This is a genomic window from Pseudomonas sp. BYT-1 (assembly GCF_023611805.1).
GTDB lineage: Bacteria > Pseudomonadota > Gammaproteobacteria > Pseudomonadales > Pseudomonadaceae > Aquipseudomonas > Aquipseudomonas guariconensis.
Genome location: NZ_CP072559.1, coordinates 2,946,910 through 2,964,695, shown reverse-complemented (window position 1 = coordinate 2,964,695; position 17,786 = coordinate 2,946,910). Strand labels below are relative to the sequence as shown.

The window sequence follows — 17,786 nt, the reverse complement described above, 5'->3', positions numbered from 1 at the left end:
CTCGCCGATTTCGACCAGGCTCAACTATTTCTGACCATGGCTGGAATCGCTCGTAAGTAGATCAACTCACCAATCAGTTCTACGAGTGTCTGAGTGATCACGGCCGCCGCCGCTAGCGCGCGAATGGAGTCAGGGAGCGCCAGGGCCAGGGGAAGCACTACAAGCGAGTTGCGAGTGCCTGAGCTGAAAGCCACTGCCCGTGACGCAGATGCGTCCAAGCCAAAAAGTCGGGAGCTGAGCACGCCGAGGGCGGGAGCAAGTAGTAGGAAGGCTCCGTATACCGGAAGCAGCGGTGCCAGGATGTCGAGTTCATACACGACAGCCGCGATCTGCGAACCCACCACCACGGTTAAAACCAGGGCCATTGCTGGCACCGGCAGCCAGGCCCAGCCCGCGCTCCATGTGCGAACCAGCAAGGAACGACGCCCGCCAAATTCGGTGAGCACGGCCGCTACCAAGGGTAGGACGATCAGCAGCAAGAAGGCTTCTGCGAAGGGCCACAGCTCGATCACCGTGCCGGCCTCGGAACCGAGGATTAGCTGCAAGTAAAGGGGCAGCAGCAGAAGTTGGAGCAACAGCAGCAAGGGCGTCGCCGCGAGCACCAGGCGGGAGTCCCCTTTGCCCAGGTGGGTGAAGACCACCACGTAATCGATACAAGGCGTCAGCAGGACAAGCAGCGCACCGACCAGCAAGGCCTTGTTCGATGAGAGCGGCCACGTCACCAGCCACACCATCAATGGCACTAACAAGAAGTTGCTCAGCAACAAGGCACCGACGAAGCGGCGGTTGGCAAAAGCTTCCCGCAGCTCTAGAAAGGGGATCTGCAGAAACATGGCATACATCAGCACGGCAATCGCCGGTGTGATGGCCATGCCTGCCAGCCAGGTGAATTGCGCAGAGCTCAAACCTGCAATGGCAGCGGCCACCACCGCCGCGAAATACAGCGCTATCTGATGTTCTTCCAGCCAGTCCCGCGACATCCTGATATCTTCCTTCGCTGCTTAAGGGCGACATTCTCGCACTGGGCATCGGATTTAACCCAACGTTCTGGCTGCGTAGTTGCTTGCCGTTGGGCAAAGCCTGCAACGCTCCTAAGAAGCCTTGCCGATAAAGGAAGTATGATGTTCCGAATCAACTGGATGGCGGTTCTACCGCAAGTGCTTACCATCCCCAAGAGTTCACCGAAATGAATGCCCAACCTTCAAGCATGGCCTGGAGCCTGCTGCTGCTAACCTGGCTAGTTGCACTGGTATCGACCCTGTCCGCGCTGTTCATTGGCGAGGTGATGGGCCAGGCACCCTGCGTGTTGTGCTGGTTCCAGCGCGCCTTCATGTTTCCGCTGGCAGTAATCCTGGCCATCGCCTGCTACCGCACGGATTTCACAGTCTGGCGTTATGCCCTGCCGTTGAGCGTTATCGGTGCGGCACTGGCATTTGCTCATACGCTGCTCTATGCCGGGCTGATTCCACAGCCGATCCAGCCCTGCACGGCCACCGGTCCATCCTGCTCGGGAGCCGGGATGACACTCTTCGGCGTGGTGCCCCTGCCGGCACTCGCTCTGTTCGCCTTTATCATGATCGCCGTCTTGCTCATTCTCATCCGTCGGAGAACAACTCCATGAATCGCCGTTCCGTGGTCCTGATCATCAGTGCCGTGACCCTGGTCGTCTTTGCTGCCGCCGCATTCTTCTATTCCCCCTCGCAGTCGCCTCAACAGGCTCAGGCTCCCGGTTCGACAGCCCAAGAGACCGCGACACAACCCAAACAGAACGGCGGCCAACTGGTCCGCTTCCACTCGCCGGTATTCGGCCCGGCGCAGGCGCCAGTAACCATCGTGGAGTTCTTCGATCCTTCCTGCGAGGCATGCCGCGCCTTCCATCCCCATGTGAAACAGATTCTCGCTGAGAACCCGGAAGATGTACGTCTGGTGCTGCGCTATGTACTGTTCCATCAGGGGTCGGAAGAAGTGGCGCGGATGCTTGAGGCGGCGCGCAAGCAAAATCTCCATGAACAAGTGCTAGAGGCTGTGCTGGAGGCCCAGCCCGGTTGGCACGATGACCCCAAGGTGGCGCAGGCATGGGCTGCTGCCGAGCGCGTCGGTCTGAATCTTGAGCAGGCCCGTCAGGATATGCACGCACCTGGCGTCAACGCCGTGCTGGAAACGGACATGCAGGACGTCAAAGCCGTTGGAATTCGTGGCACCCCGACCTTTTTTGTCAATGGTCGGACGCTCAGCGAGTTCGGCCCCGAGCCGCTGCGCCAGTTGGTGAGCAGCGAAGTGGCCAAGGCACGGGAATGACACTATGAGCGCGCTGGAGAACCGCATACCACCACCGCTGGTGGCGGGCCTGATTGCTCTGCTGATGAGTTTGGCGGCCTCCAGATTGCCAGGCATTGAACTGGCATGGATCGCGCGCCTGACTTTCGCTTTGCCGGTACTGCTCCTGGGGCTCGTCGTGTGCTTCTCCGGCGTACTGTCGTTTCGTCGCGCATGCACTACGGTCAATCCATTGCAGCCGCAGCAGGCTTCGGCATTAACAGGAAGTTGGCCAGCAACAAGGTACCGACGAAGCGAATGGTGTACCAATAGCTGACGTTTGCCAGCAACTCAAAGGGCGGCGTCTACATGGAGAAGAGATATGAGCACTCAAAAAATCTGCTGTTTAAGGATGCAAGCGACCAATGTCGGCGTCAGACCGGAGGTTCCAGTCAGGAAGCGTGGGAAGGGGTTGGGAATAGCTGAGTGATGGATCAAATTCCCTCTTTACTCATCGCCGGCCAGCTCTTAATGGCGACAGTGGCGGGTTTGCTGCTCAACCTGACGCCCTGCGTTTTGCCCGCGGTTCCAATTAAGGTTCGGACCATCTTACGAGAGGCGGGCAGCCAACGATCGCACCGCGTGCTGGCCGCATTGGCGTTCACCGCAGGAACACTCGCGTTTTTCCTGACGCTGGGCGGACTGACCGCACTTCTGCAGTGGAGCTGGGGCACTTTGTTTCAGTCGGAGGTGTTCGTTGGTGTCCTTGTTGTCTTAATGGTCGGGTTTGCGGTGGTCACCTGGCTGGATCTGCCCATCCCGATCCCGGCGTTCGCCGCCTCAGCCCATGGCCGGCGTTACGTTGAAGCATTCGTGTCGGGGTTATTGAGTGCGGTTTTGGCCGCTCCCTGCGCGGGTCCTTTCCTAGGCGGAGTCCTAGCCTTTGCCGTTACCCAGCCGGCGCCGGTAATTATGGGGATATTCGGCAGTATCGGGCTGGGGTTGTCGCTGCCCTACGCAGCATTGATGCTCAAACCCGAGTGGCTGAGCCGGTTGCCCAAGGCGGGGCCCTGGACCCTGGCCATTCGGGAAGTGCTCGCGCTGGTCTTGCTGGCCGCAGCCGTCTTTTTCAGCGCGAGCCTGGTGCCCAAATCGGTTTATCCCTGGCTATGGTGGTCTTGGCTGGCACTGGTGCTGGCCTGGGGTGCCCGCCGTTTCGTCCAGGGTACTGGTACCGTGCGCGTGATCACCACAACGGCGGCAAGCCTTGCCCTTGCGATGACTGTGGAATTCGCATCCCCGCTGGGCAGCAGCGAAGACGAACTCGTCTGGCAACCCTACTCGGCAAAACTCCTGACGGAGACAAAAGCCCGGGGCACACCCTATTTGCTGGAGTTCACCGCCGACTGGTGCATCAACTGCAAGATACTTGAGCGCACGGTCTACCAGGAGCCCTCCGTGGCCAAAGCCGTGCGGCGCACTAAGATGGTGCCTATACAAGTTGACGTGACAGCGAGCAACCCGGAAAAAGATGCGCTATTAACTGCGACCGGTGGGCAGGCCTTACCCTTCGCAGTGGTTATTGACGGTGATGGCACCGTTATCGCCCGTTTCACGGGGCTTTTTGACACCGACAGCTTGGTCGAAGCCATCAGTCGCACCGGAAACCTGCAACCTTAGATACTGGAGATGAATCATGGTGATTCGACACAAAGGATTGCTGGTCGGAGTAGTGGTTTTTCTGATCGCGATCGCTGCGTTCATCTTGATCGACACCAACGGAAACAACCTCGACGCTGCCCAGACTGAACGAGCAGGTCTTGAAGTCCCGGTTCCGGCCCGAACAGGGTTGGCAAAATCCGCTGATAAGGTCCGCCTCACTCTTGCGGAAGGCGCCGCAGCACTGGCGGGAAAGACGGGTGATTTCGTTTTAACACTGAACATTGAACCGGGCTGGCACGTGAATGCAAACCCGGCCTCCATGGAGTTCCTGATTCCCACCGTCGTCAGTTCGTCAGTCAGCGGACAGGCGCTTGAAATCCCGACGCAGTACCCGCGTGGCCGGGTCAGTGACATTGTGCTGGGTGGCACCGCCCTTGAGGTGTATGACGATGGTGCAAGTATTCGGCTGCGGCCCGACGAAAAACAGACCGCCGTGCTGGAAAAGGTAGGCAGGCTCGAAATGATTGTACGGGTGCAGGCCTGCAGTGACGAGGGCGTTTGTCTGGCACCGGCTGACCTGCCCGTTGCGCTGAATCTGGACGATACCAAGCGACAATAAGGCAGAACGCCCCTCGGAAATGACTCAATTGGGAAATGACTGTGAACAGCTTATTCAGAGTATTTCCGATTGCCGTGGTTGCTCTGGGCAGCTCAACGCCATGCCCCACCGTTCATATCTGGAGATGGACGAGACTCGCATCCGTAAACAGGCAAAATCACATTGTAATACGCACATTCCGCATGACGAAGTGGCTTCGGGGTAGTGCCGGCAATCGGTCCCAGGTGATTGATAGATCTTGTTCGGGAACCTCATATTGGAGCGTGCGAGCCAGAAAACGGGCAGCAACGCTCATCAAGGCGACGGCAACGCCTTCTCCTGGACAGCGATGGTTAACATGCGGGTCGCCTGGTCCTTGCGGGATGAAGCAGTATGGCGACGGAGAGTTGGATCGAAAACGCTCAGGCTTGAAGTCATCTGCGTCTTCCCAGAGGAGGGAGTCGTGATTGGTTCCGTATAAATCCAGCAGAACTGGGGTGCCCCTATGAAAGGCATATCCTTCCCATAGAAAATCTTCTCTCACGCGAGCGCTCACCGCTGGGAAGAAGGGATAGAAACGCCGTACTTCCTGCACAAAGCAATCTATATCTCTTTCATCTCCCGACTGCAGGTTTCTAAACTGCGCGTGGAGATAAATCGGTAAGGGTCTCGCAAGAAGGCCCAAGTACTGTCCAATCCGGTGTCACGCGGTATGTATGGCATCGCTTGTTCTCCCGTTGAGACTCCACCCGTTCTAGCTACGTGTTGCGGCTTTCATCCTGCTCTGAAGAATTGTGACCGCCCGGGTAAGCAGATGTTGGACGAAGAGGATCAATAAATTGCCCAAAATAATCTCTGGGGTAGTCCTTTTCATGCAACCCAACCTCAGCTTCGCCCAGCTTCCCGGCGCTGTCGTAGAAGGTTCCGAACATCCGATCCCACACAGTTGAAAACTCACCGAAGTTGACCTGAGCGTCTTCGAAGTCGCGCTTATGGTGCCAACGATGGACCTCAGCAACCCCGAGCACATGCCGCAGCCAACCCACGCTGTAGTCCAGGTTCGAATGCTGAAAGGCCAGATGGACGGTCAGGATGCCGAACCACGTTGCGACTACGGCAGACGGAGCCCCAGATATGAGCAAAACCACTAGCCCCGGCCCGGCCATCAACGCCGCATGCAGAGGATGTCGGCGTTCTCCGTTCATCCAGTAGAGCCGCTCAGCGCTGTGATGGATCATGTGAAAGCGCCACAACCAATGCACCCGGTGGCTGATGCGGTGCATCACATACAGGCTCAAATCGAGCACGGCGGCGACTAGTAGCAATTGCAACCACAATGGGCTCTCGATCGGAAAGAGCCGAACCGAAGCCGGTACCGCATCGCCTACCTTGGCCAGGAATTCCGCAGTGAATTGGATGACAGACAGGTTTACCAGCATGTGCAGCAGATCAGTCAGGGTGTCCTGATGATCTTCCAGCCAGGCCCGCCGAAAAGGCTGGATGCGCTCCAAGCCAGCAATGAGTAGCAGCCCCGCCGCGGCGACTATGGGTGTGGCGGGCCAATACGGTACTCCTGCATACAGCGCCCAGATCATGAAGGCGACACAGCCGCCAAACACAAGTGGATAGCTCAGCCACCGTATGGCGAATCGCAGGGAAATAGGCATCGCTCAGCTCCTGAGTAGGGAGTCATGACTGTATGTGGGGAGGTCCGTTTTTGACTTGAACGAAAGAGCTACGATTCCTGAAGATGGACTTCAGCCAGGGCAGATGAGGGATCGATGCCCAGCAGCGTCCGGAATGTCCGGGAGAAATGCGCCGAGTCAGAAAAGCCCGCCTCATGAGCCGCTTCGGTCAGCAGCCCCCCTTTGGCTAGATGCTGTAGGGCTTGTGTGAGACGTAACCATTTCGCATAGCTGCGCAGCGGCAAGCCTGTCTGTTCCACGAACCAATGGGAAAACCGTGTAGGGGATAAATGCACCAACGCGGCCATTTCTTCGCGCCCCATTTGGCCTCTATGCAGCGCCTCAGTCACCTTGGTCAAGCGAGGATCTGGAATCGGTGGATCGGGTAGCCGCAGTGCCTGGCGCACCCCCGCCCTAACCTGGAGAGCGGTGTGTCCTGTCTCGCGCAGCACGTCGATAATCGCCACCACGTCCGTCGGGGCGATCACAATCACCCCTTCGGTGCCACACAAAGCACGCGCCTCATCGGATAGCGCATCCAGATAGATCGATAGCACTCGGTTGGCGCTGAGCTGATGCTGCAATCCGGCGGGGATGAAGATGGCTGCCCCTGTTTGAATGCCCAACGGGGTTTCAACCGATACAGGTGAATCGAGGCCAACTGAAGTCTGATGCGCCTGATGGTGGTGCCAATCCTGGTGGCCGGCACGACCATGAAAGATGCCGATGCCGGGCCCCACCCAGGCATGGCCTGCCCAGCGCACCGTATCCGTTGAAGGCGAGCCTTTCATTCTCTGGCTCGGCCGGCTTCCGCATTTGGGTTCAGCAAACTGCTCAGGATCAACATGGCGGCGCCACCGACGATACCAATATCCGCCAGGTTAAACGCAGGCCAATGCCAGGACTGCCAGTAAAAATCCAGGTAGTCGATTACATGGCCTCGAAATGCGCGATCGATCAGATTCCCAACTGCCCCGCCCAAGATAAGGCTATAGCCCAGGGCTTCGCTGTTGGCTCTGGGTTTACGCAATATCAGAGCCAGCACCATCGAAACGACCAGAGCTATGACGATGAAGAAGTAACGCTGCCAACCGCCCGCGTCAGCCAGGAAGCTGAACGCTGCACCGGTATTCCAGAAATGAACCAGATTGAAGAACGGGGTGAGAGGAATCACGGTGCCAACCGAGAGTGAGCCCGCAACTGCGCTCTTGAACACTTGGTCGGCCGAGGCAACGGCCAACGATAGCGTCCACCAGAGCCAGGGAGCAACGAAAGGTGACCTTTTCGGCGAAGAGCTCATCGCGTCTCTCCTTGAAGAAGTCGCTGCAACTCCGGTGAGATGGGCATCGGCGCAAAAGCACTGACCCTGGGGCGCCCGCTGTTTCCGGGCGGCACCCAGATCTTCGAGAACAGCAGGGCCGCCATGATTCGCGGTACTTGGCTGAGCACCTCCCGAAAGTCGCGCAACTGCCAGCCGGCCCTCAGCATCAGCCAATGGCTCTGAGCATGAAGAATAGGCATTCGCTGGCTCAATATGTGGGCTCGCTCCAGCCAGGAGAAAGCCTCGGTTGGTGCCTCTTCATTGAGTGCTTTCCTAGCTCGGAAGAAGGCCTCATCGATGGTAATGCGGAGAGCGGTATTCATCTGGTTCTCACTTACGCAGCAGATGGGCCAAGTGAACACCCTATAGCCGCTATAGGGTCAAGCGCTATGGATTGAGGCGACGCGAAAAATGACTTTAAGCCGTGAACTACGAAAGTGGTTTGTCACCCTCCAGCAGGCCCGAAAGTATTCCGCAGTCCAGGCTTTGTCGTTCGTTATCGCAGCAGCCCCGCAACGTCACCAACTGGTTTTCGAGAGCATGTAAGGATGCAATCTGAGCCCTTACCTGGGCGATATGTCTATCAAGGAGCTCATTGATCGCAACGCAGGGTTGCTGCGGCTGTTCCTGATAGCTCTGCAAAACACCAATTTCTTCCAGGGGGCGCCTCAGAATTCGGAAAAAATCGTACGCTAAGCTTCGCGAGTTCTCGTAACCAATTCACTGTTTTTCAATGTGTGAAAGAAAATGGCGAAAGCTGCTTGACAAGCGAACCGTCGACTTCCATTCTACCTACCAATTAGTCGGTATATGAAAATAAAGCCATGAAACTTAATTCAGATCTTTCGCAGCGTGTCGTCGTCGAGCCTTCAAGCTTACAGTGGGTCGATTCGCCAGCGACTGGGATTCAACGCCAGTTACTGGAGCGTGATGGCGACGAAGTGGCGAGGGCCACCTCGTTCGTGCGATATGCGCCAGGATCGAGGTTCAAGCGCCATGTTCATCACCTGGGCGAAGAAATCCTCGTTCTTGATGGTATGTTCACCGATGAGTCCGGAACCTTCGGGCCTGGGACTTATATCAAGAATCCACCAGGTTCTTCGCATGCACCAAGCTCCGCGACGGGTTGCACGTTGTTCGTCAAGCTGCGCCATCTTGATCTAGCCGACAGCCAACGCACCGTGGTCGACACTCGTAACGGACCCTGGTTTCCAGGCCTCGTGCCGGGTCTGTCGGTGATGCCACTTTCTGAGTTCGACACCCAACATACGGCTTTGGTGCGCTGGGCTCCGGGGACACGATTCAATTCGCATCGTCACTACGGCGGTGAAGAAATCTATGTGTTGGAAGGCGTCTTTGAGGATGAGTTCGGAAGCTACCCTGCCGGCACATGGATGCGCAGTCCGCATTTGAGTGCTCACCGCCCCTTCAGCAATGAAGGCTGCACTATCCTGGTCAAGACAGGCCATCTGCCAGTCGCTGAATCAAATGAGGCACTTGCATGAAGCATTTCTCCGAAATCTCGCCGACCGCCGAGCGCGTGGTCGATGCCGCTGAAGGCTTGGTACAGCGGCATGGCTACAACGGCTTCTCATACGACGACGTGGCCCAGTTGGTAGGCATCAAAAAACCAAGCATCCACCACCACTTCCCCAAGAAGGGAGAACTCGTGGCCGTGGTCGCACAGCGCTACACGCACCGGTTTCGTGAGGAGTTGCTGAGCATCGAAGGGCAGCATGCGAAAGCGCCTGATAGGCTAACTGCGTATGCGGCACTTTTCGAACGCACCTTCGCCAAGGACCGGCGCCTTTGTGTCTGCGGCATGTTGGGTGCCGAGTCGGACTCGCTGCCGGACGCCGTTGTGAGCGAGGTCAAGCGATTCTTTAAAGTCAATCTCGACTGGTTGACTCTTGTCGTTGCCGACGGTCAGCGTGCCGCGCTGATCACCTCAAATTCCGCCGCAGAGGCTCTCGCAGAGGCGTTCTTGTGCGCGTTGGAGGGCTCGATGGTGGTGGGCCGTGGCATGCGATCGCCACGCGGACCGGCCGATGTTGGAAACACTTTTCTTTCTACCGTGTTGACCTAAGGTCGGCACTTTTTGCTACATGATCCTACCATTTAGTTGGTAGTTTAAGAGGTTATTATGAACACTGAATTTAATGGCAAGAAGCTGTTGGTCATCGGCGGCACTAGTGGGATGGGATTGCAAACTGCCCGCATGGTTCTCGAGCAAGGCGGAAGCGTCGTCATCGTCGGTCACCGCGAAGACAAAGCCGAAGAGGCCCGCAAGGAGCTGTCGTCGTTGGGCGCCGTGACAGCCCTGACTGCCGATCTCTCGCGGGTCGAAGATGTGAAGCGACTCCTGCATACCATCGATGAGAACCACAAGGACATCAATCTTCTGGTCAACGCTGCTGGGGTGTTCTTCCCGAAGGCGTTTCTTGAGCACACGGAAAGTGATTACGAGCAATATTTGTCGTTGAATAAAGCGTTCTTCTTAATCACACAAAAGGTCGTGGCCAACCTCGTGGCCAGCGAGCGTCCCGGCGCCATCGTGAACATCGGCTCGATGTGGGGCAAACAGGCGATCGCGGCTACGCCGTCGTCCGCGTATTCGATGGCAAAAGCAGGTTTGCATTCGCTGACCCAGCACCTTGCGATGGAGTTGGCATCCAAACAAATCAGGGTCAATGCCGTTTCTCCGGCGGTTGTCGAAACGCCGATTTACGAGGGTTTCATACCCAAGGCCGAGGTTCATGGCGCCTTACAGGGATTCAACAGCTTCCACCCAATCGGCAGGGTTGGGACGCCACAAGACGTAGCCGAGGTCATCATCTTTCTGTTGTCGGACAAGGCAGCATGGGTGACGGGCGCAATCTGGGACGTTGACGGCGGTGTGATGGCCGGGCGTAACGCATAATGGGGGAACGAGAAATGAACACAAACATTAAAGGAACGCCCGACAACGGGATCAACGTCGGTACATTGCGGGAGTTTGCAGATCAGGTCGCAGCAAAGCCCGCCGCAGGCATCGCGACGTTTGGCGTCGTGACAACCTGGAAGGGGGGCACCCGGACGCGTGCGCGAACCATGCCGCTCGTCCTGGGTGACACAGCCTTGGCGCGCGGCTTTGTCATCGACGCGGACGAACCGGCAGAATTGCTCGGTACCGACACGGCCGCTAATCCACAAGAGTTGATCATGGCTGCGTTGAACGCATGCATGACTGTGGAGTCGCACTGCCTGAAGCGCCAAGCATCCGCATCAAGGGCAGGGGCGATGTGACTTTGTATGCCCTTCAGCAGGCTGTGCTCGATCTCCGTGTCCAAGGATCGGGTGACATCACGGCCTTTGGCCAAGTGGATCTTCTGGTCGCCGAGATGGCCGGTTCGGGCGATGTCGATGCCAGTGAGCTGGTGGCTAAGTCCGCCAAGCTGTCGATGGTTGGCTCCGGCGATATCGACGCTTATGTCAGCGACTCCGTGAAGGCCAGAGTGATGGGTTCTGGCGACATCGTGATCCGCGGTAACCCACCGATCCGCGATCATCGGTTGCCGGCTCAGGCGACATCAAGTTCAAGAAGAAGTAACGCTCCAGCCGGAAGTGACTGTTACAGAACGCCGGCAGAGCATCCACTTTGTACCGACCATTGATCAGGAGTAACCCGATCATGGCAACTACCGCAAAAACCCGATCTGTCACGGCTCACGTCCCTGTGCAACTGGCCGAAAAGGTCGATTTGATGGCTGAGCGCCTGTAGCGCTCCAAGAACTGGATCGTCAAGCAGGCCCTGTCCGCCTGGATCGACCAGGAAGAAGAGCATAGTCATCTGACCCGTCAGGCTTTGGGCCAATGTGGATGCTGGCCGCGTGATTGATCACCAGGCTGTCCAAGCCTGGGCTGATAGCCTTAGCACCGACACGCCGTTGCCTGTACCGCGCTGATGGAGCTGAAGTGGACAAACAAGGCGCTTTCCGCCATTGCCAGGCTGTACGAGTTTCTGGCGGCGGTGAATCAGCCTGCTGCCGCACGCACGGTACAGCAACTCACGGCTGCTCCGACCACGCTGCAGGCCAATCCGCGCATTGGCGAACGCCTGGAAGAGTTCGACCACGGGATGTGCGCCGAATTCAGATCGGCCACTATGAAATGCGCTATGAGATTGCAGACTCTACTATTTACCTGCTGCGTTTATGGCAAACCCGCGAGGACCGCTGATGATCGCAACTGTAGGGTTGCAAGCTGCTTAGCCAGAAATTCATGCTTATTCCCAAGGATCCTCATGTAAGCTAGGCTCGGTGTTCGAAGTAGCTGCTCGTGAATACACTGTCAAAATTTGGTTTATTAGGGTTATACCATGAAAAAATTAGCTATTTTAGGTGCTGCTTTGTCAATTTCCTGTCTTAGCGTTGATGCGGCAGAGCTGACCAGTGCAGTCGGCGCCACAAGTCAGGGCGGCGGAACTGCTCGTCTTGCCCTTGGGTTCGACTGGGAAAAATCTTGGTTTCAAACTTCTATCGGGAAAGTAACTGGCTATTGGGATTTAGGATATACCTACTGGCAAGCAGGGGACCAAGCTGGCGGCCGTCATAGCGTATCCTTCGCGCCGGTTTTTGTGTATGAGTTTGGCGAAGGAAATATTAAACCTTTTATTGAAGCAGGAATTGGCGCTTCTATATTTAGCGGAACTAATGCTGGGGATCAGAATTTTGGTTCAGCTTTTAATTTCGAAGACCGCATAGGGGCTGGGTTAAAAATAGGTAATACACAAAAAATCGGTATTCGCGCTATTCACTATTCAAATGCCAGTATAAAACAGCCAAATGATGGAATCGAATCTTACTCACTCTTTTATAGTCATTCGCTTTGAATAAAACGGAGCGCAACTGACTGTACTATTGGAAGTCGTTGCGCTTCGAAATTATTTTTTCTATTAAAAGCATGCTATTCCTAGACTAGCGGCGATTAACAAAAGGATCAGGCCACTAAGGCCTGTTATTTCTAAAGGCCTAGATAGGTCGATTTCATCATAGCTGGCATCATTCTCAATTATTCTGCGTTTCATACTGTAGTCCTCTGCATTCACTGTAGATCCTTTCTTTCGAAAGTTCAGAAGAGTAGACAGCCAGGCAAAATACACGTTCGCGTTATTTTAATGGCGATTTGTTATTTTTAGTATAGCATATATAGCTTTTAGATATATGCGAGAAGAGGGAAGCCAAAGAGAGAAACTCTGTACTACAGATGCTTTTGGCTAAAGTGCTGAGGCCAGCGTTTGGCCTGAGGATTCCCCTGACGTGACCATTCTGGCTGACGTTACCTCCGCTGCCTCCGGTGCGTTCTCGACCGAGCAAACTGGCCGGATGACCGTCTTATAGAGCGCTACCTGCTGAGGCGCTGTAACAGAACCACATGGAGCATTGCCGTTCGCAATGCTTCGTGAAGGGTCAATCAGGGCTAGCAAGGAGCAGTAAAGGTAGGAGTACCGAAGCAGATTTAAAGACATATGAACCCATCGTTGTAGGCATGGGGAACTAGAGCAAAGCACAGGAATCAAAGGGTAAGAGAAAGCCGGAATCAGCCTCCATTACAAAATCAGAAGGACGCTATGAAAATTAAAAATCTTAATATAGTTGCTGTGTTTTTTTATTGTGTATTACTGGCCGGGTGTTCTACCACCACAGTGGTTACCCTTCAGGACGGCACACAATATATCACCAAAGATATACCAAAGACCAAAACAAAAGACGGTTTCTATGAGTTCGATGATGTGTCAGGTAAACATGTGAAAGTGAGATCTGATGAGGTTGCTACGATAAAAGAAGAGGATTAATCTATCCGGACTATGATGTTGTGCTTATGGCAGTAACGCTATGTGATTATAGTCGCTTCAAAGCAAAAGTCTCGCCTCATGCCTTCATTTGAGACCGGGAGTTATGCATATGAGCTATGTGGATATCCCCTGCTGGAAATGCATTTGATCGGGTGCCATCAGCATCACTCGATGGAGTCAGAAACATGTGCTGCCCCGAACGGATAGAGCGCCAGTTAAAGCTGGCGGAAAATAGTCGATGAAAGTTCGATGCTGGTAAGAAATGGCGAATCAACCAGACCCCGAGTCATGCATGTTGCACCGTGAGGTGCAGGGTGAAGCGTTGCCAGGGGAAACCGCTGGGCCAGCCGTTGAGCCGCGTAATCAGGAATCCGGGATGCCGATGCTGTTATCCGAAGCAGAAGGCAATACGGGGCATGGCGATATACGCCAGTCATGCTCTGATCCCGCGCGGTCGGAGACCCTGTGCACGTCGGGAAGTCCTCCGCCCAGGAACTGGGTGATCACAGCGGTGCCCGGTGCGCACGCACACACCGTCAGCCGAAGGCAACTCGTGCTCCGCCAGAACAGCGGACAAGCGTTTCATCACGGCCAGGCCTTGCGGCAGACTGATACCAAACACGAGCAAGAAATCATGCATTTGATTGACCGTCTTGGTGCGGTCTCGGATCAGCGATTCGCGCAGCCGATGCAATTGTCTGTTAGTGCAATTATATGCGGCATCTGGAGTTCTAGAAGGGCGCGTTGGCAGACTGGGTAAGATCGCTGCTGACATGGCGGCAATCCAACGTGGTTGCCTGCGCGCTGGCCAACAAGCTGGCCCGCATAGCCTGGGCAATTTCAGCGCACCACTCCCAATGCGAAGAAGGGCCAGACGCGCTGAACGCCTGACGCCGCGGTTGTTGCTGTACCACGATTCACCTTTCAGGTTTTGCGATAGCGGAACAACAGATGATGTGCGCGGCCAACCGGCCTGGGGAAGATCCTGGATAAACATCTGGCTTTTGAAGCCGCACGGTTTTTTCAAAGAACGCCAGGCGCGACTCTCACCGCGGCGCGGGGCTTGCCCCAACAGACGCCGGATAGATTTAAGCAAGCCACCACACCGCCCCTTAGTCAGCACTGGAAAAATGGGTGGTGACCATAGAATGTTTATGACTAACAGCAACGATAAGAGTGGTGAGCTTTTGGGCCAGGAGCGGGGACGCCGCAACCGTACGCGCGCGACGTGAAGTCGCACCTGTTATTGCTGTAGTCGGGACTTCGCGGCGTCACTAGGCCTGGTGTCTAGGCAGTACAGCAGGTGGCTAAGCCAACTTGTTGGGTATCAGCAAGCGGGGCGACAAGAACCTGCGACGTGCTGCAGCGCCTGCACGATCATTTCGTCTACCTGGACGAGCAAATCAAGCAATTGGATAAAGAACTGGCTGACAATGATCTAGGTCGTCGCTGCCTCCGCGAAACCCGGGGCGGTTCAAAACCTTTTAAAGGGTGAGAAAGGCGGTGTTATCACTAAACGCTGCCCGTTCTGGATTAGCTATGTAGATGGTAAGTTCGTTCTGAACGAACATGCAAAATCGGCGACCCCGTAGGGGGAGTAACTTGGCAGATTATCCATCAACGCACACTAGCTTGCTCGAACAAAAAATCAGTTAAGCGTCAATATAAGAATTTCACCGCTGTTCTGTATAACCACTTCTCTCCCAACTAAACGCCCAATTTCTTTGTAAAATTTAAAAAAAGATTTATCAATGAGGAAATATTTTTCCGTATGTATTTTTTGATGTTAATCGAACCGATATAATACATTGTCAATCATTGCACCTATGTCTACTCCATCTTTAACTACAAGATAAGGATTCGAGGGGGTATAGATAAATTCAATTTTCATAGCGGTCAAACCCTTTTGATTGGCTCTGATTCAACCTAGCACCCCCTTTACATAACGCACATTTTCACACAACCGCTTATCGGATCATTTGGATTTATCGCCGTTGATCAGAGCAGCATTAGCTAACCGGACCATTTCCATCCACGTCTGGTTTGTTATCAGCCCCTCTGCGTTGAGCCTGTCCGCCGCGAGCAGCGCCCGCTCATATTGACATTCGTTAAGAGTTGCTCCCTTAAGATAATCTTTCCGCCAAATTTGGAAGGTGTGTTTAGGTGGTTTGAATTCCATTTGTTTAACCACATATTTTTTATGGAAATAATGGCAATTTGATACTTTATTCGTAAGGCTTGTCAAGGAGAATGTGCATGGCACTGTGCCAGAGACTTCCACAAATTCAATCTGCTTATTGCCAACATAAACGTCTGCTATTACCTGAATATCCTATAGATCACTTCAATTATGAAAGATTGGAATGGCTATCGCGCCGTTCTTTTGATTACGTTGGCGAATACGAGAAACAACAACCCGATGTTGTGCGTGGTTGACTACACTGGACGGCGTAGCTGCCAGGACTGGCCATCCGATACCAAGACGCATGAGTGATTGTCTTGGCTGTGACAGTGACCCGCTTTGATTGCTGTATCAGCATCCACGCGAAGAAAACCGCCCAACACGATGAGCAGCGTGCGGCAGCAGGCTGATTCACCGCCGCCAGAAACTGGGGTTTGGGGAGCAATGGAACAGAAAGTGCACTTAAGCCCTACCAGCGCCGTTCAGAGCCTTCTTCCCAGGCATCGGCTTCGATAAAGCAGTTGCGCATGTCGGCTTCCTGGCTGATCTCGGTCAGCAAGTCATGCACGGTCTTGTCCAGCTCATCGTCGCTCCGATACGGAATGGCCAGTTCGTAGTTGCCCGACTCCAGCCGTTTCATACTGTAGGGCTCCAAGCAGTAGCGCTCGATATTTTCCTTGGCCCGTTTCCGGCCGCGAACGAACTTGCTGTTGTTCACCACCGCCAGGCGCAGCGTGACGGTGGCCACCTGCTCGGCGGCGGGCTCTGCCGGCGACGCGACATTGCGTTGCTGACCTCGCGGCTGGGCGCTCTTCTGGTGTGCGCCGATCTCAACACCACGATGGCGCAGGTAGCTGTACAGCGTGCTCTTGGAGATGTGTAACTTCTCGCCGATGGCGCTGACGCTCAGGCGGCCCTCGCGGTACAGCGTCTCGGCCGCCATGGAGGTGGCCTCGGCCTTGGCTGGGAGGCCCTTGGGACGGCCACCGATCCGGCCCCGCGCCCGCGCGGCCGACAAACCCGCCTGAGTCCGCTCGCGGATCAGCTCGCGCTCGAACTCGGCCAGCGAGGCAAACAGGTTGAACACCAAGCGACCTTGGGCGTGGGTGGTGTCGATTGGGTCATTCAGGCTCTGCAAGCCGACCTTGCGCTCTGCCAGCTCGCCGACCAGCTCGACCAGGTGTTTGAGGGAGCGCCCGAGGCGATCCAGCTTCCAGATCACCACGGTGTCGCCCGCTCGAACATGGGCTAGCAACTTGTCCAACTCCGGCCGGGCGCTTTTCGCGCCGCTGGCGATGTCTTGATAGATGCGTTCGCACCCGGCCTGTTTCAGGGCATCGACCTGGAGGTCGGCGTTCTGATCCCGAGTGCTCACCCGCGCATAACCGATCTTCATCAAAAGTACCGTTTACTCGACTACGTTAGTAATAGTTGAACTTTGATTAAGCGTACCAGTTATTTGAACCGTAGCGCAGGTAGGTTAACCAGCCGATTCCTGTCCACTTAAAGTTCGGCAAAACGAAGGTTTTTTTGAACCATTGCATAGCCCTTTGTGATTGGCGTATAAACACACAAACACCTACTAGCGGGGAACGCCATGAATACGATTCGCTGGAATGTCGCCGTCTCGGCCGACACCGACCAGTCGCTTCGGATGTTTCTGGCCAGCCAGGGCGGTGGCCGGAAAGGCGACCTGTCGCGCTTCATTGAAGAGGCGGTGCGGGCCCACATCCTGGAACTGACGGCCGAACAGGCCAAGGCCGCTAATGCCCATCTGAGCGAGGCAGAGCTGACCGAAGCGGTTGACGAAGCGCTCGACTGGGCACGTAAGCGCTGATGCGGGTCGTGTTGGATACCAACATCCTGTTCAGCGCACTGATCTCGCCGCATGGCGCGCCCGATGCGATCTACCGTGCCTGGCGGGCGGCGCGTTTCGAGGTAGTGACCTCGCGGATGCAGCTCGATGAAATCCGCCGAGCCAGCCGCTACCCCAAGCTCCAGGCCATCCTTCAGCCCGCCAAAGTGGGAGCCATGATCAATAACCTGCAACGGGCTGTGGTACTGGAGCGTCTGACCATCGAGGTCGAAGCCGATGATCCGGATGACTCGTTTCTGCTGGCCATGGCCCTGGCAGGCGATGCGGACTACCTGGTGACCGGTGATCGCCGCGCCGGCCTGCTGCAACGCGGGCACATCGAACGCACGCGGATTGTCACGCCCGCCGTGTTCTGCGCCGAGGTGCTGTGATC

General features: G+C 55.6%; 24 protein-coding genes and 6 pseudogenes. 20 read left to right on the top strand and 10 right to left on the bottom strand.

Annotated features, from left to right (window positions below; translation table 11 throughout):
• Positions 1-20: 20 nt before the first annotated feature.
• Positions 21-980: an arsenic resistance protein gene (locus J5X93_RS13800; RefSeq protein WP_250033571.1), complete on the bottom strand. Its 960-nt coding sequence runs from the start codon at positions 978-980 to the stop codon at positions 21-23.
• A 206-nt stretch (positions 981-1,186) separates the two neighbouring features.
• Between J5X93_RS13800 and J5X93_RS13795 the strand changes: the two genes are divergently transcribed.
• The 5 genes and pseudogenes from J5X93_RS13795 (at position 1,187) to J5X93_RS13775 (ending at position 4,537) form a co-directional block, all read left to right on the top strand.
• Positions 1,187-1,621, top strand: coding sequence for a disulfide bond formation protein B (locus tag J5X93_RS13795; protein WP_250033570.1), 435 nt, complete (start codon positions 1,187-1,189; stop codon positions 1,619-1,621).
• Positions 1,618-2,298 (top strand): DsbA family protein, encoded by a 681-nt coding sequence (locus J5X93_RS13790; RefSeq protein WP_250033568.1) that lies wholly within the window; start codon positions 1,618-1,620, stop codon positions 2,296-2,298. The genes J5X93_RS13795 and J5X93_RS13790 overlap by 4 nt, the downstream gene beginning before the upstream one ends.
• Before the next feature lie 4 nt (positions 2,299-2,302).
• A pseudogene (locus tag J5X93_RS13785) lies at positions 2,303-2,536 on the top strand (isoprenylcysteine carboxylmethyltransferase family protein); the annotation flags it as partial.
• Positions 2,537-2,745: 209 nt separating this feature from the next.
• Positions 2,746-3,936 carry a protein-disulfide reductase DsbD family protein gene (locus tag J5X93_RS13780; RefSeq protein ID WP_250033566.1) on the top strand — a complete coding sequence of 397 codons (1,191 nt, stop codon included), beginning with the start codon at positions 2,746-2,748 and terminating at the stop codon, positions 3,934-3,936.
• Positions 3,937-3,952: 16 nt separating this feature from the next.
• On the top strand, positions 3,953-4,537 hold the full coding sequence (locus tag J5X93_RS13775; RefSeq protein ID WP_250033565.1) for a protein-disulfide reductase DsbD domain-containing protein: 585 nt from the start codon (positions 3,953-3,955) through the stop codon (positions 4,535-4,537).
• 157 nt (positions 4,538-4,694) lie between these two features.
• On the opposite strand, the gene J5X93_RS13770 is transcribed toward J5X93_RS13775, so the two are convergent.
• The 6 genes from J5X93_RS13770 to J5X93_RS13745 all read right to left on the bottom strand — a co-directional run bounded on the left by J5X93_RS13770 (position 4,695) and on the right by J5X93_RS13745 (position 8,173).
• The gene (locus J5X93_RS13770; protein ID WP_284454592.1) at positions 4,695-5,111 is read right to left on the bottom strand and encodes a cytochrome P450; all 417 of its coding nucleotides are present in this window, start codon (positions 5,109-5,111) and stop codon (positions 4,695-4,697) included.
• Between the two features lie 163 nt (positions 5,112-5,274).
• The gene (locus J5X93_RS13765; protein ID WP_250033563.1) at positions 5,275-6,183 is read right to left on the bottom strand and encodes a sterol desaturase family protein; all 909 of its coding nucleotides are present in this window, start codon (positions 6,181-6,183) and stop codon (positions 5,275-5,277) included.
• Positions 6,184-6,251: 68 nt separating this feature from the next.
• Positions 6,252-6,992, bottom strand: coding sequence for a helix-turn-helix transcriptional regulator (locus J5X93_RS13760; protein WP_250033561.1), 741 nt, complete (start codon positions 6,990-6,992; stop codon positions 6,252-6,254).
• Positions 6,989-7,501, bottom strand: coding sequence for a signal peptidase II (lspA, locus tag J5X93_RS13755; protein ID WP_250033560.1), 513 nt, complete (start codon positions 7,499-7,501; stop codon positions 6,989-6,991). Before lspA ends, J5X93_RS13760 begins: the two co-directional genes overlap by 4 nt.
• The gene (locus tag J5X93_RS13750; RefSeq protein WP_250033559.1) at positions 7,498-7,845 is read right to left on the bottom strand and encodes a DUF3703 domain-containing protein; all 348 of its coding nucleotides are present in this window, start codon (positions 7,843-7,845) and stop codon (positions 7,498-7,500) included. Before J5X93_RS13750 ends, lspA begins: the two co-directional genes overlap by 4 nt.
• 106 nt (positions 7,846-7,951) lie before the next feature.
• Positions 7,952-8,173 carry a MerR family DNA-binding protein gene (locus J5X93_RS13745; protein WP_284454598.1) on the bottom strand — a complete coding sequence of 74 codons (222 nt, stop codon included), beginning with the start codon at positions 8,171-8,173 and terminating at the stop codon, positions 7,952-7,954.
• Positions 8,174-8,346: 173 nt separating this feature from the next.
• Between J5X93_RS13745 and J5X93_RS13740 the strand changes: the two genes are divergently transcribed.
• From J5X93_RS13740 to J5X93_RS13700, 9 genes and pseudogenes are all read left to right on the top strand, one after another.
• A complete protein-coding gene (locus J5X93_RS13740; protein WP_009399094.1) occupies positions 8,347-9,027 on the top strand; it encodes a cupin domain-containing protein in 681 nt (226 codons plus the stop codon).
• A complete protein-coding gene (locus J5X93_RS13735; RefSeq protein WP_009399092.1) occupies positions 9,024-9,608 on the top strand; it encodes a TetR/AcrR family transcriptional regulator in 585 nt (194 codons plus the stop codon). Before J5X93_RS13740 ends, J5X93_RS13735 begins: the two co-directional genes overlap by 4 nt.
• Positions 9,609-9,665: 57 nt before the next feature.
• Positions 9,666-10,442, top strand: a complete 777-nt coding sequence (locus J5X93_RS13730) for an SDR family NAD(P)-dependent oxidoreductase (RefSeq protein WP_009399088.1) — start codon at positions 9,666-9,668, stop codon at positions 10,440-10,442.
• Positions 10,443-10,456: 14 nt separating this feature from the next.
• Positions 10,457-10,807, top strand: coding sequence for an OsmC family protein (locus tag J5X93_RS13725; RefSeq protein ID WP_240160532.1), 351 nt, complete (start codon positions 10,457-10,459; stop codon positions 10,805-10,807).
• A complete protein-coding gene (locus J5X93_RS13720; protein ID WP_016355693.1) occupies positions 10,804-11,175 on the top strand; it encodes a GIN domain-containing protein in 372 nt (123 codons plus the stop codon). The genes J5X93_RS13725 and J5X93_RS13720 overlap by 4 nt, the downstream gene beginning before the upstream one ends.
• A 17-nt stretch (positions 11,176-11,192) precedes the next feature.
• Positions 11,193-11,466: pseudogene (locus J5X93_RS13715) on the top strand (CopG family ribbon-helix-helix protein).
• Positions 11,466-11,740 (top strand): annotated as a pseudogene (locus J5X93_RS13710) (type II toxin-antitoxin system RelE/ParE family toxin). Before J5X93_RS13715 ends, J5X93_RS13710 begins: the two co-directional pseudogenes overlap by 1 nt.
• 139 nt (positions 11,741-11,879) lie before the next feature.
• Entirely contained in the window at positions 11,880-12,392 is a 513-nt protein-coding gene (locus J5X93_RS13705; RefSeq protein WP_080604754.1) for an acyloxyacyl hydrolase, read from the top strand.
• Positions 12,393-13,130: 738 nt separating this feature from the next.
• Positions 13,131-13,355, top strand: coding sequence for a YgdI/YgdR family lipoprotein (locus J5X93_RS13700; protein WP_009399080.1), 225 nt, complete (start codon positions 13,131-13,133; stop codon positions 13,353-13,355).
• Positions 13,356-13,899: 544 nt separating this feature from the next.
• On the opposite strand, the pseudogene J5X93_RS13695 reads toward J5X93_RS13700, so the two are convergent.
• Positions 13,900-14,055: pseudogene (locus J5X93_RS13695) on the bottom strand (IS110 family transposase); the annotation flags it as partial.
• Between the two features lie 38 nt (positions 14,056-14,093).
• Here J5X93_RS13695 and J5X93_RS13690 point away from each other — a divergent pair.
• The 3 genes and pseudogenes from J5X93_RS13690 to J5X93_RS13685 form a co-directional block, all read left to right on the top strand.
• Positions 14,094-14,246 (top strand): annotated as a pseudogene (locus J5X93_RS13690) (IS110 family transposase); the annotation flags it as partial.
• Between the two features lie 353 nt (positions 14,247-14,599).
• Positions 14,600-14,714, top strand: a pseudogene (locus J5X93_RS28570) (IS110 family transposase); the annotation flags it as partial.
• Complete coding sequence (locus J5X93_RS13685; RefSeq protein ID WP_158487719.1) at positions 14,713-14,850, top strand: hypothetical protein; 138 nt, start codon at positions 14,713-14,715, stop codon at positions 14,848-14,850. The pseudogene J5X93_RS28570 and the gene J5X93_RS13685, both read left to right, overlap by 2 nt.
• A 480-nt stretch (positions 14,851-15,330) precedes the next feature.
• Here the strand turns inward: J5X93_RS13685 and J5X93_RS13680 are convergent, their stop codons facing one another.
• Positions 15,331-15,534: a hypothetical protein gene (locus J5X93_RS13680; protein ID WP_009399078.1), complete on the bottom strand. Its 204-nt coding sequence runs from the start codon at positions 15,532-15,534 to the stop codon at positions 15,331-15,333.
• A gap of 77 nt (positions 15,535-15,611) precedes the next feature.
• On the opposite strand from J5X93_RS13680, the gene J5X93_RS13675 reads away from it, so the two are divergent.
• On the top strand, positions 15,612-15,791 hold the full coding sequence (locus tag J5X93_RS13675; protein ID WP_128637350.1) for a hypothetical protein: 180 nt from the start codon (positions 15,612-15,614) through the stop codon (positions 15,789-15,791).
• Between the two features lie 215 nt (positions 15,792-16,006).
• Here the strand turns inward: J5X93_RS13675 and J5X93_RS13670 are convergent, their stop codons facing one another.
• The gene (locus J5X93_RS13670) at positions 16,007-16,933 is read right to left on the bottom strand and encodes a recombinase family protein (RefSeq protein ID WP_004574516.1); all 927 of its coding nucleotides are present in this window, start codon (positions 16,931-16,933) and stop codon (positions 16,007-16,009) included.
• A gap of 201 nt (positions 16,934-17,134) precedes the next feature.
• On the opposite strand from J5X93_RS13670, the gene J5X93_RS13665 reads away from it, so the two are divergent.
• Both J5X93_RS13665 and J5X93_RS13660 read left to right on the top strand, forming a co-directional pair.
• A complete protein-coding gene (locus J5X93_RS13665) occupies positions 17,135-17,374 on the top strand; it encodes a ribbon-helix-helix domain-containing protein (protein ID WP_004574517.1) in 240 nt (79 codons plus the stop codon).
• Entirely contained in the window at positions 17,374-17,784 is a 411-nt protein-coding gene (locus J5X93_RS13660; protein WP_004574518.1) for a putative toxin-antitoxin system toxin component, PIN family, read from the top strand. The genes J5X93_RS13665 and J5X93_RS13660 overlap by 1 nt, the downstream gene beginning before the upstream one ends.
• Positions 17,785-17,786: the final 2 nt, after the last annotated feature.

Bases quoted from the DNA above. Each gene is read 5' to 3' on its own strand.
- J5X93_RS13800 (WP_250033571.1), bottom strand. From the start codon at position 980: ATGTCGCGGGACTGGCTGGAAGAACATCAGATAGCGCTGTATTTCGCG.
- J5X93_RS13795 (WP_250033570.1), top strand. From the start codon at position 1,187: ATGAATGCCCAACCTTCAAGCATGGCCTGGAGCCTGCTGCTGCTAACC.
- J5X93_RS13790 (WP_250033568.1), top strand. From the start codon at position 1,618: ATGAATCGCCGTTCCGTGGTCCTGATCATCAGTGCCGTGACCCTGGTC.
- J5X93_RS13780 (WP_250033566.1), top strand. From the start codon at position 2,746: ATGGATCAAATTCCCTCTTTACTCATCGCCGGCCAGCTCTTAATGGCG.
- J5X93_RS13775 (WP_250033565.1), top strand. From the start codon at position 3,953: ATGGTGATTCGACACAAAGGATTGCTGGTCGGAGTAGTGGTTTTTCTG.
- J5X93_RS13765 (WP_250033563.1), bottom strand. From the start codon at position 6,183: ATGCCTATTTCCCTGCGATTCGCCATACGGTGGCTGAGCTATCCACTT.
- J5X93_RS13760 (WP_250033561.1), bottom strand. From the start codon at position 6,992: ATGAAAGGCTCGCCTTCAACGGATACGGTGCGCTGGGCAGGCCATGCC.
- lspA (WP_250033560.1), bottom strand. From the start codon at position 7,501: ATGAGCTCTTCGCCGAAAAGGTCACCTTTCGTTGCTCCCTGGCTCTGG.
- J5X93_RS13750 (WP_250033559.1), bottom strand. From the start codon at position 7,845: ATGAATACCGCTCTCCGCATTACCATCGATGAGGCCTTCTTCCGAGCT.
- J5X93_RS13740 (WP_009399094.1), top strand. From the start codon at position 8,347: ATGAAACTTAATTCAGATCTTTCGCAGCGTGTCGTCGTCGAGCCTTCA.
- J5X93_RS13735 (WP_009399092.1), top strand. From the start codon at position 9,024: ATGAAGCATTTCTCCGAAATCTCGCCGACCGCCGAGCGCGTGGTCGAT.
- J5X93_RS13730 (WP_009399088.1), top strand. From the start codon at position 9,666: ATGAACACTGAATTTAATGGCAAGAAGCTGTTGGTCATCGGCGGCACT.
- J5X93_RS13725 (WP_240160532.1), top strand. From the start codon at position 10,457: ATGAACACAAACATTAAAGGAACGCCCGACAACGGGATCAACGTCGGT.
- J5X93_RS13705 (WP_080604754.1), top strand. From the start codon at position 11,880: ATGAAAAAATTAGCTATTTTAGGTGCTGCTTTGTCAATTTCCTGTCTT.
- J5X93_RS13700 (WP_009399080.1), top strand. From the start codon at position 13,131: ATGAAAATTAAAAATCTTAATATAGTTGCTGTGTTTTTTTATTGTGTA.
- J5X93_RS13680 (WP_009399078.1), bottom strand. From the start codon at position 15,534: ATGGAATTCAAACCACCTAAACACACCTTCCAAATTTGGCGGAAAGAT.
- J5X93_RS13675 (WP_128637350.1), top strand. From the start codon at position 15,612: ATGGCACTGTGCCAGAGACTTCCACAAATTCAATCTGCTTATTGCCAA.
- J5X93_RS13670 (WP_004574516.1), bottom strand. From the start codon at position 16,933: ATGAAGATCGGTTATGCGCGGGTGAGCACTCGGGATCAGAACGCCGAC.
- J5X93_RS13665 (WP_004574517.1), top strand. From the start codon at position 17,135: ATGAATACGATTCGCTGGAATGTCGCCGTCTCGGCCGACACCGACCAG.
- J5X93_RS13660 (WP_004574518.1), top strand. From the start codon at position 17,374: ATGCGGGTCGTGTTGGATACCAACATCCTGTTCAGCGCACTGATCTCG.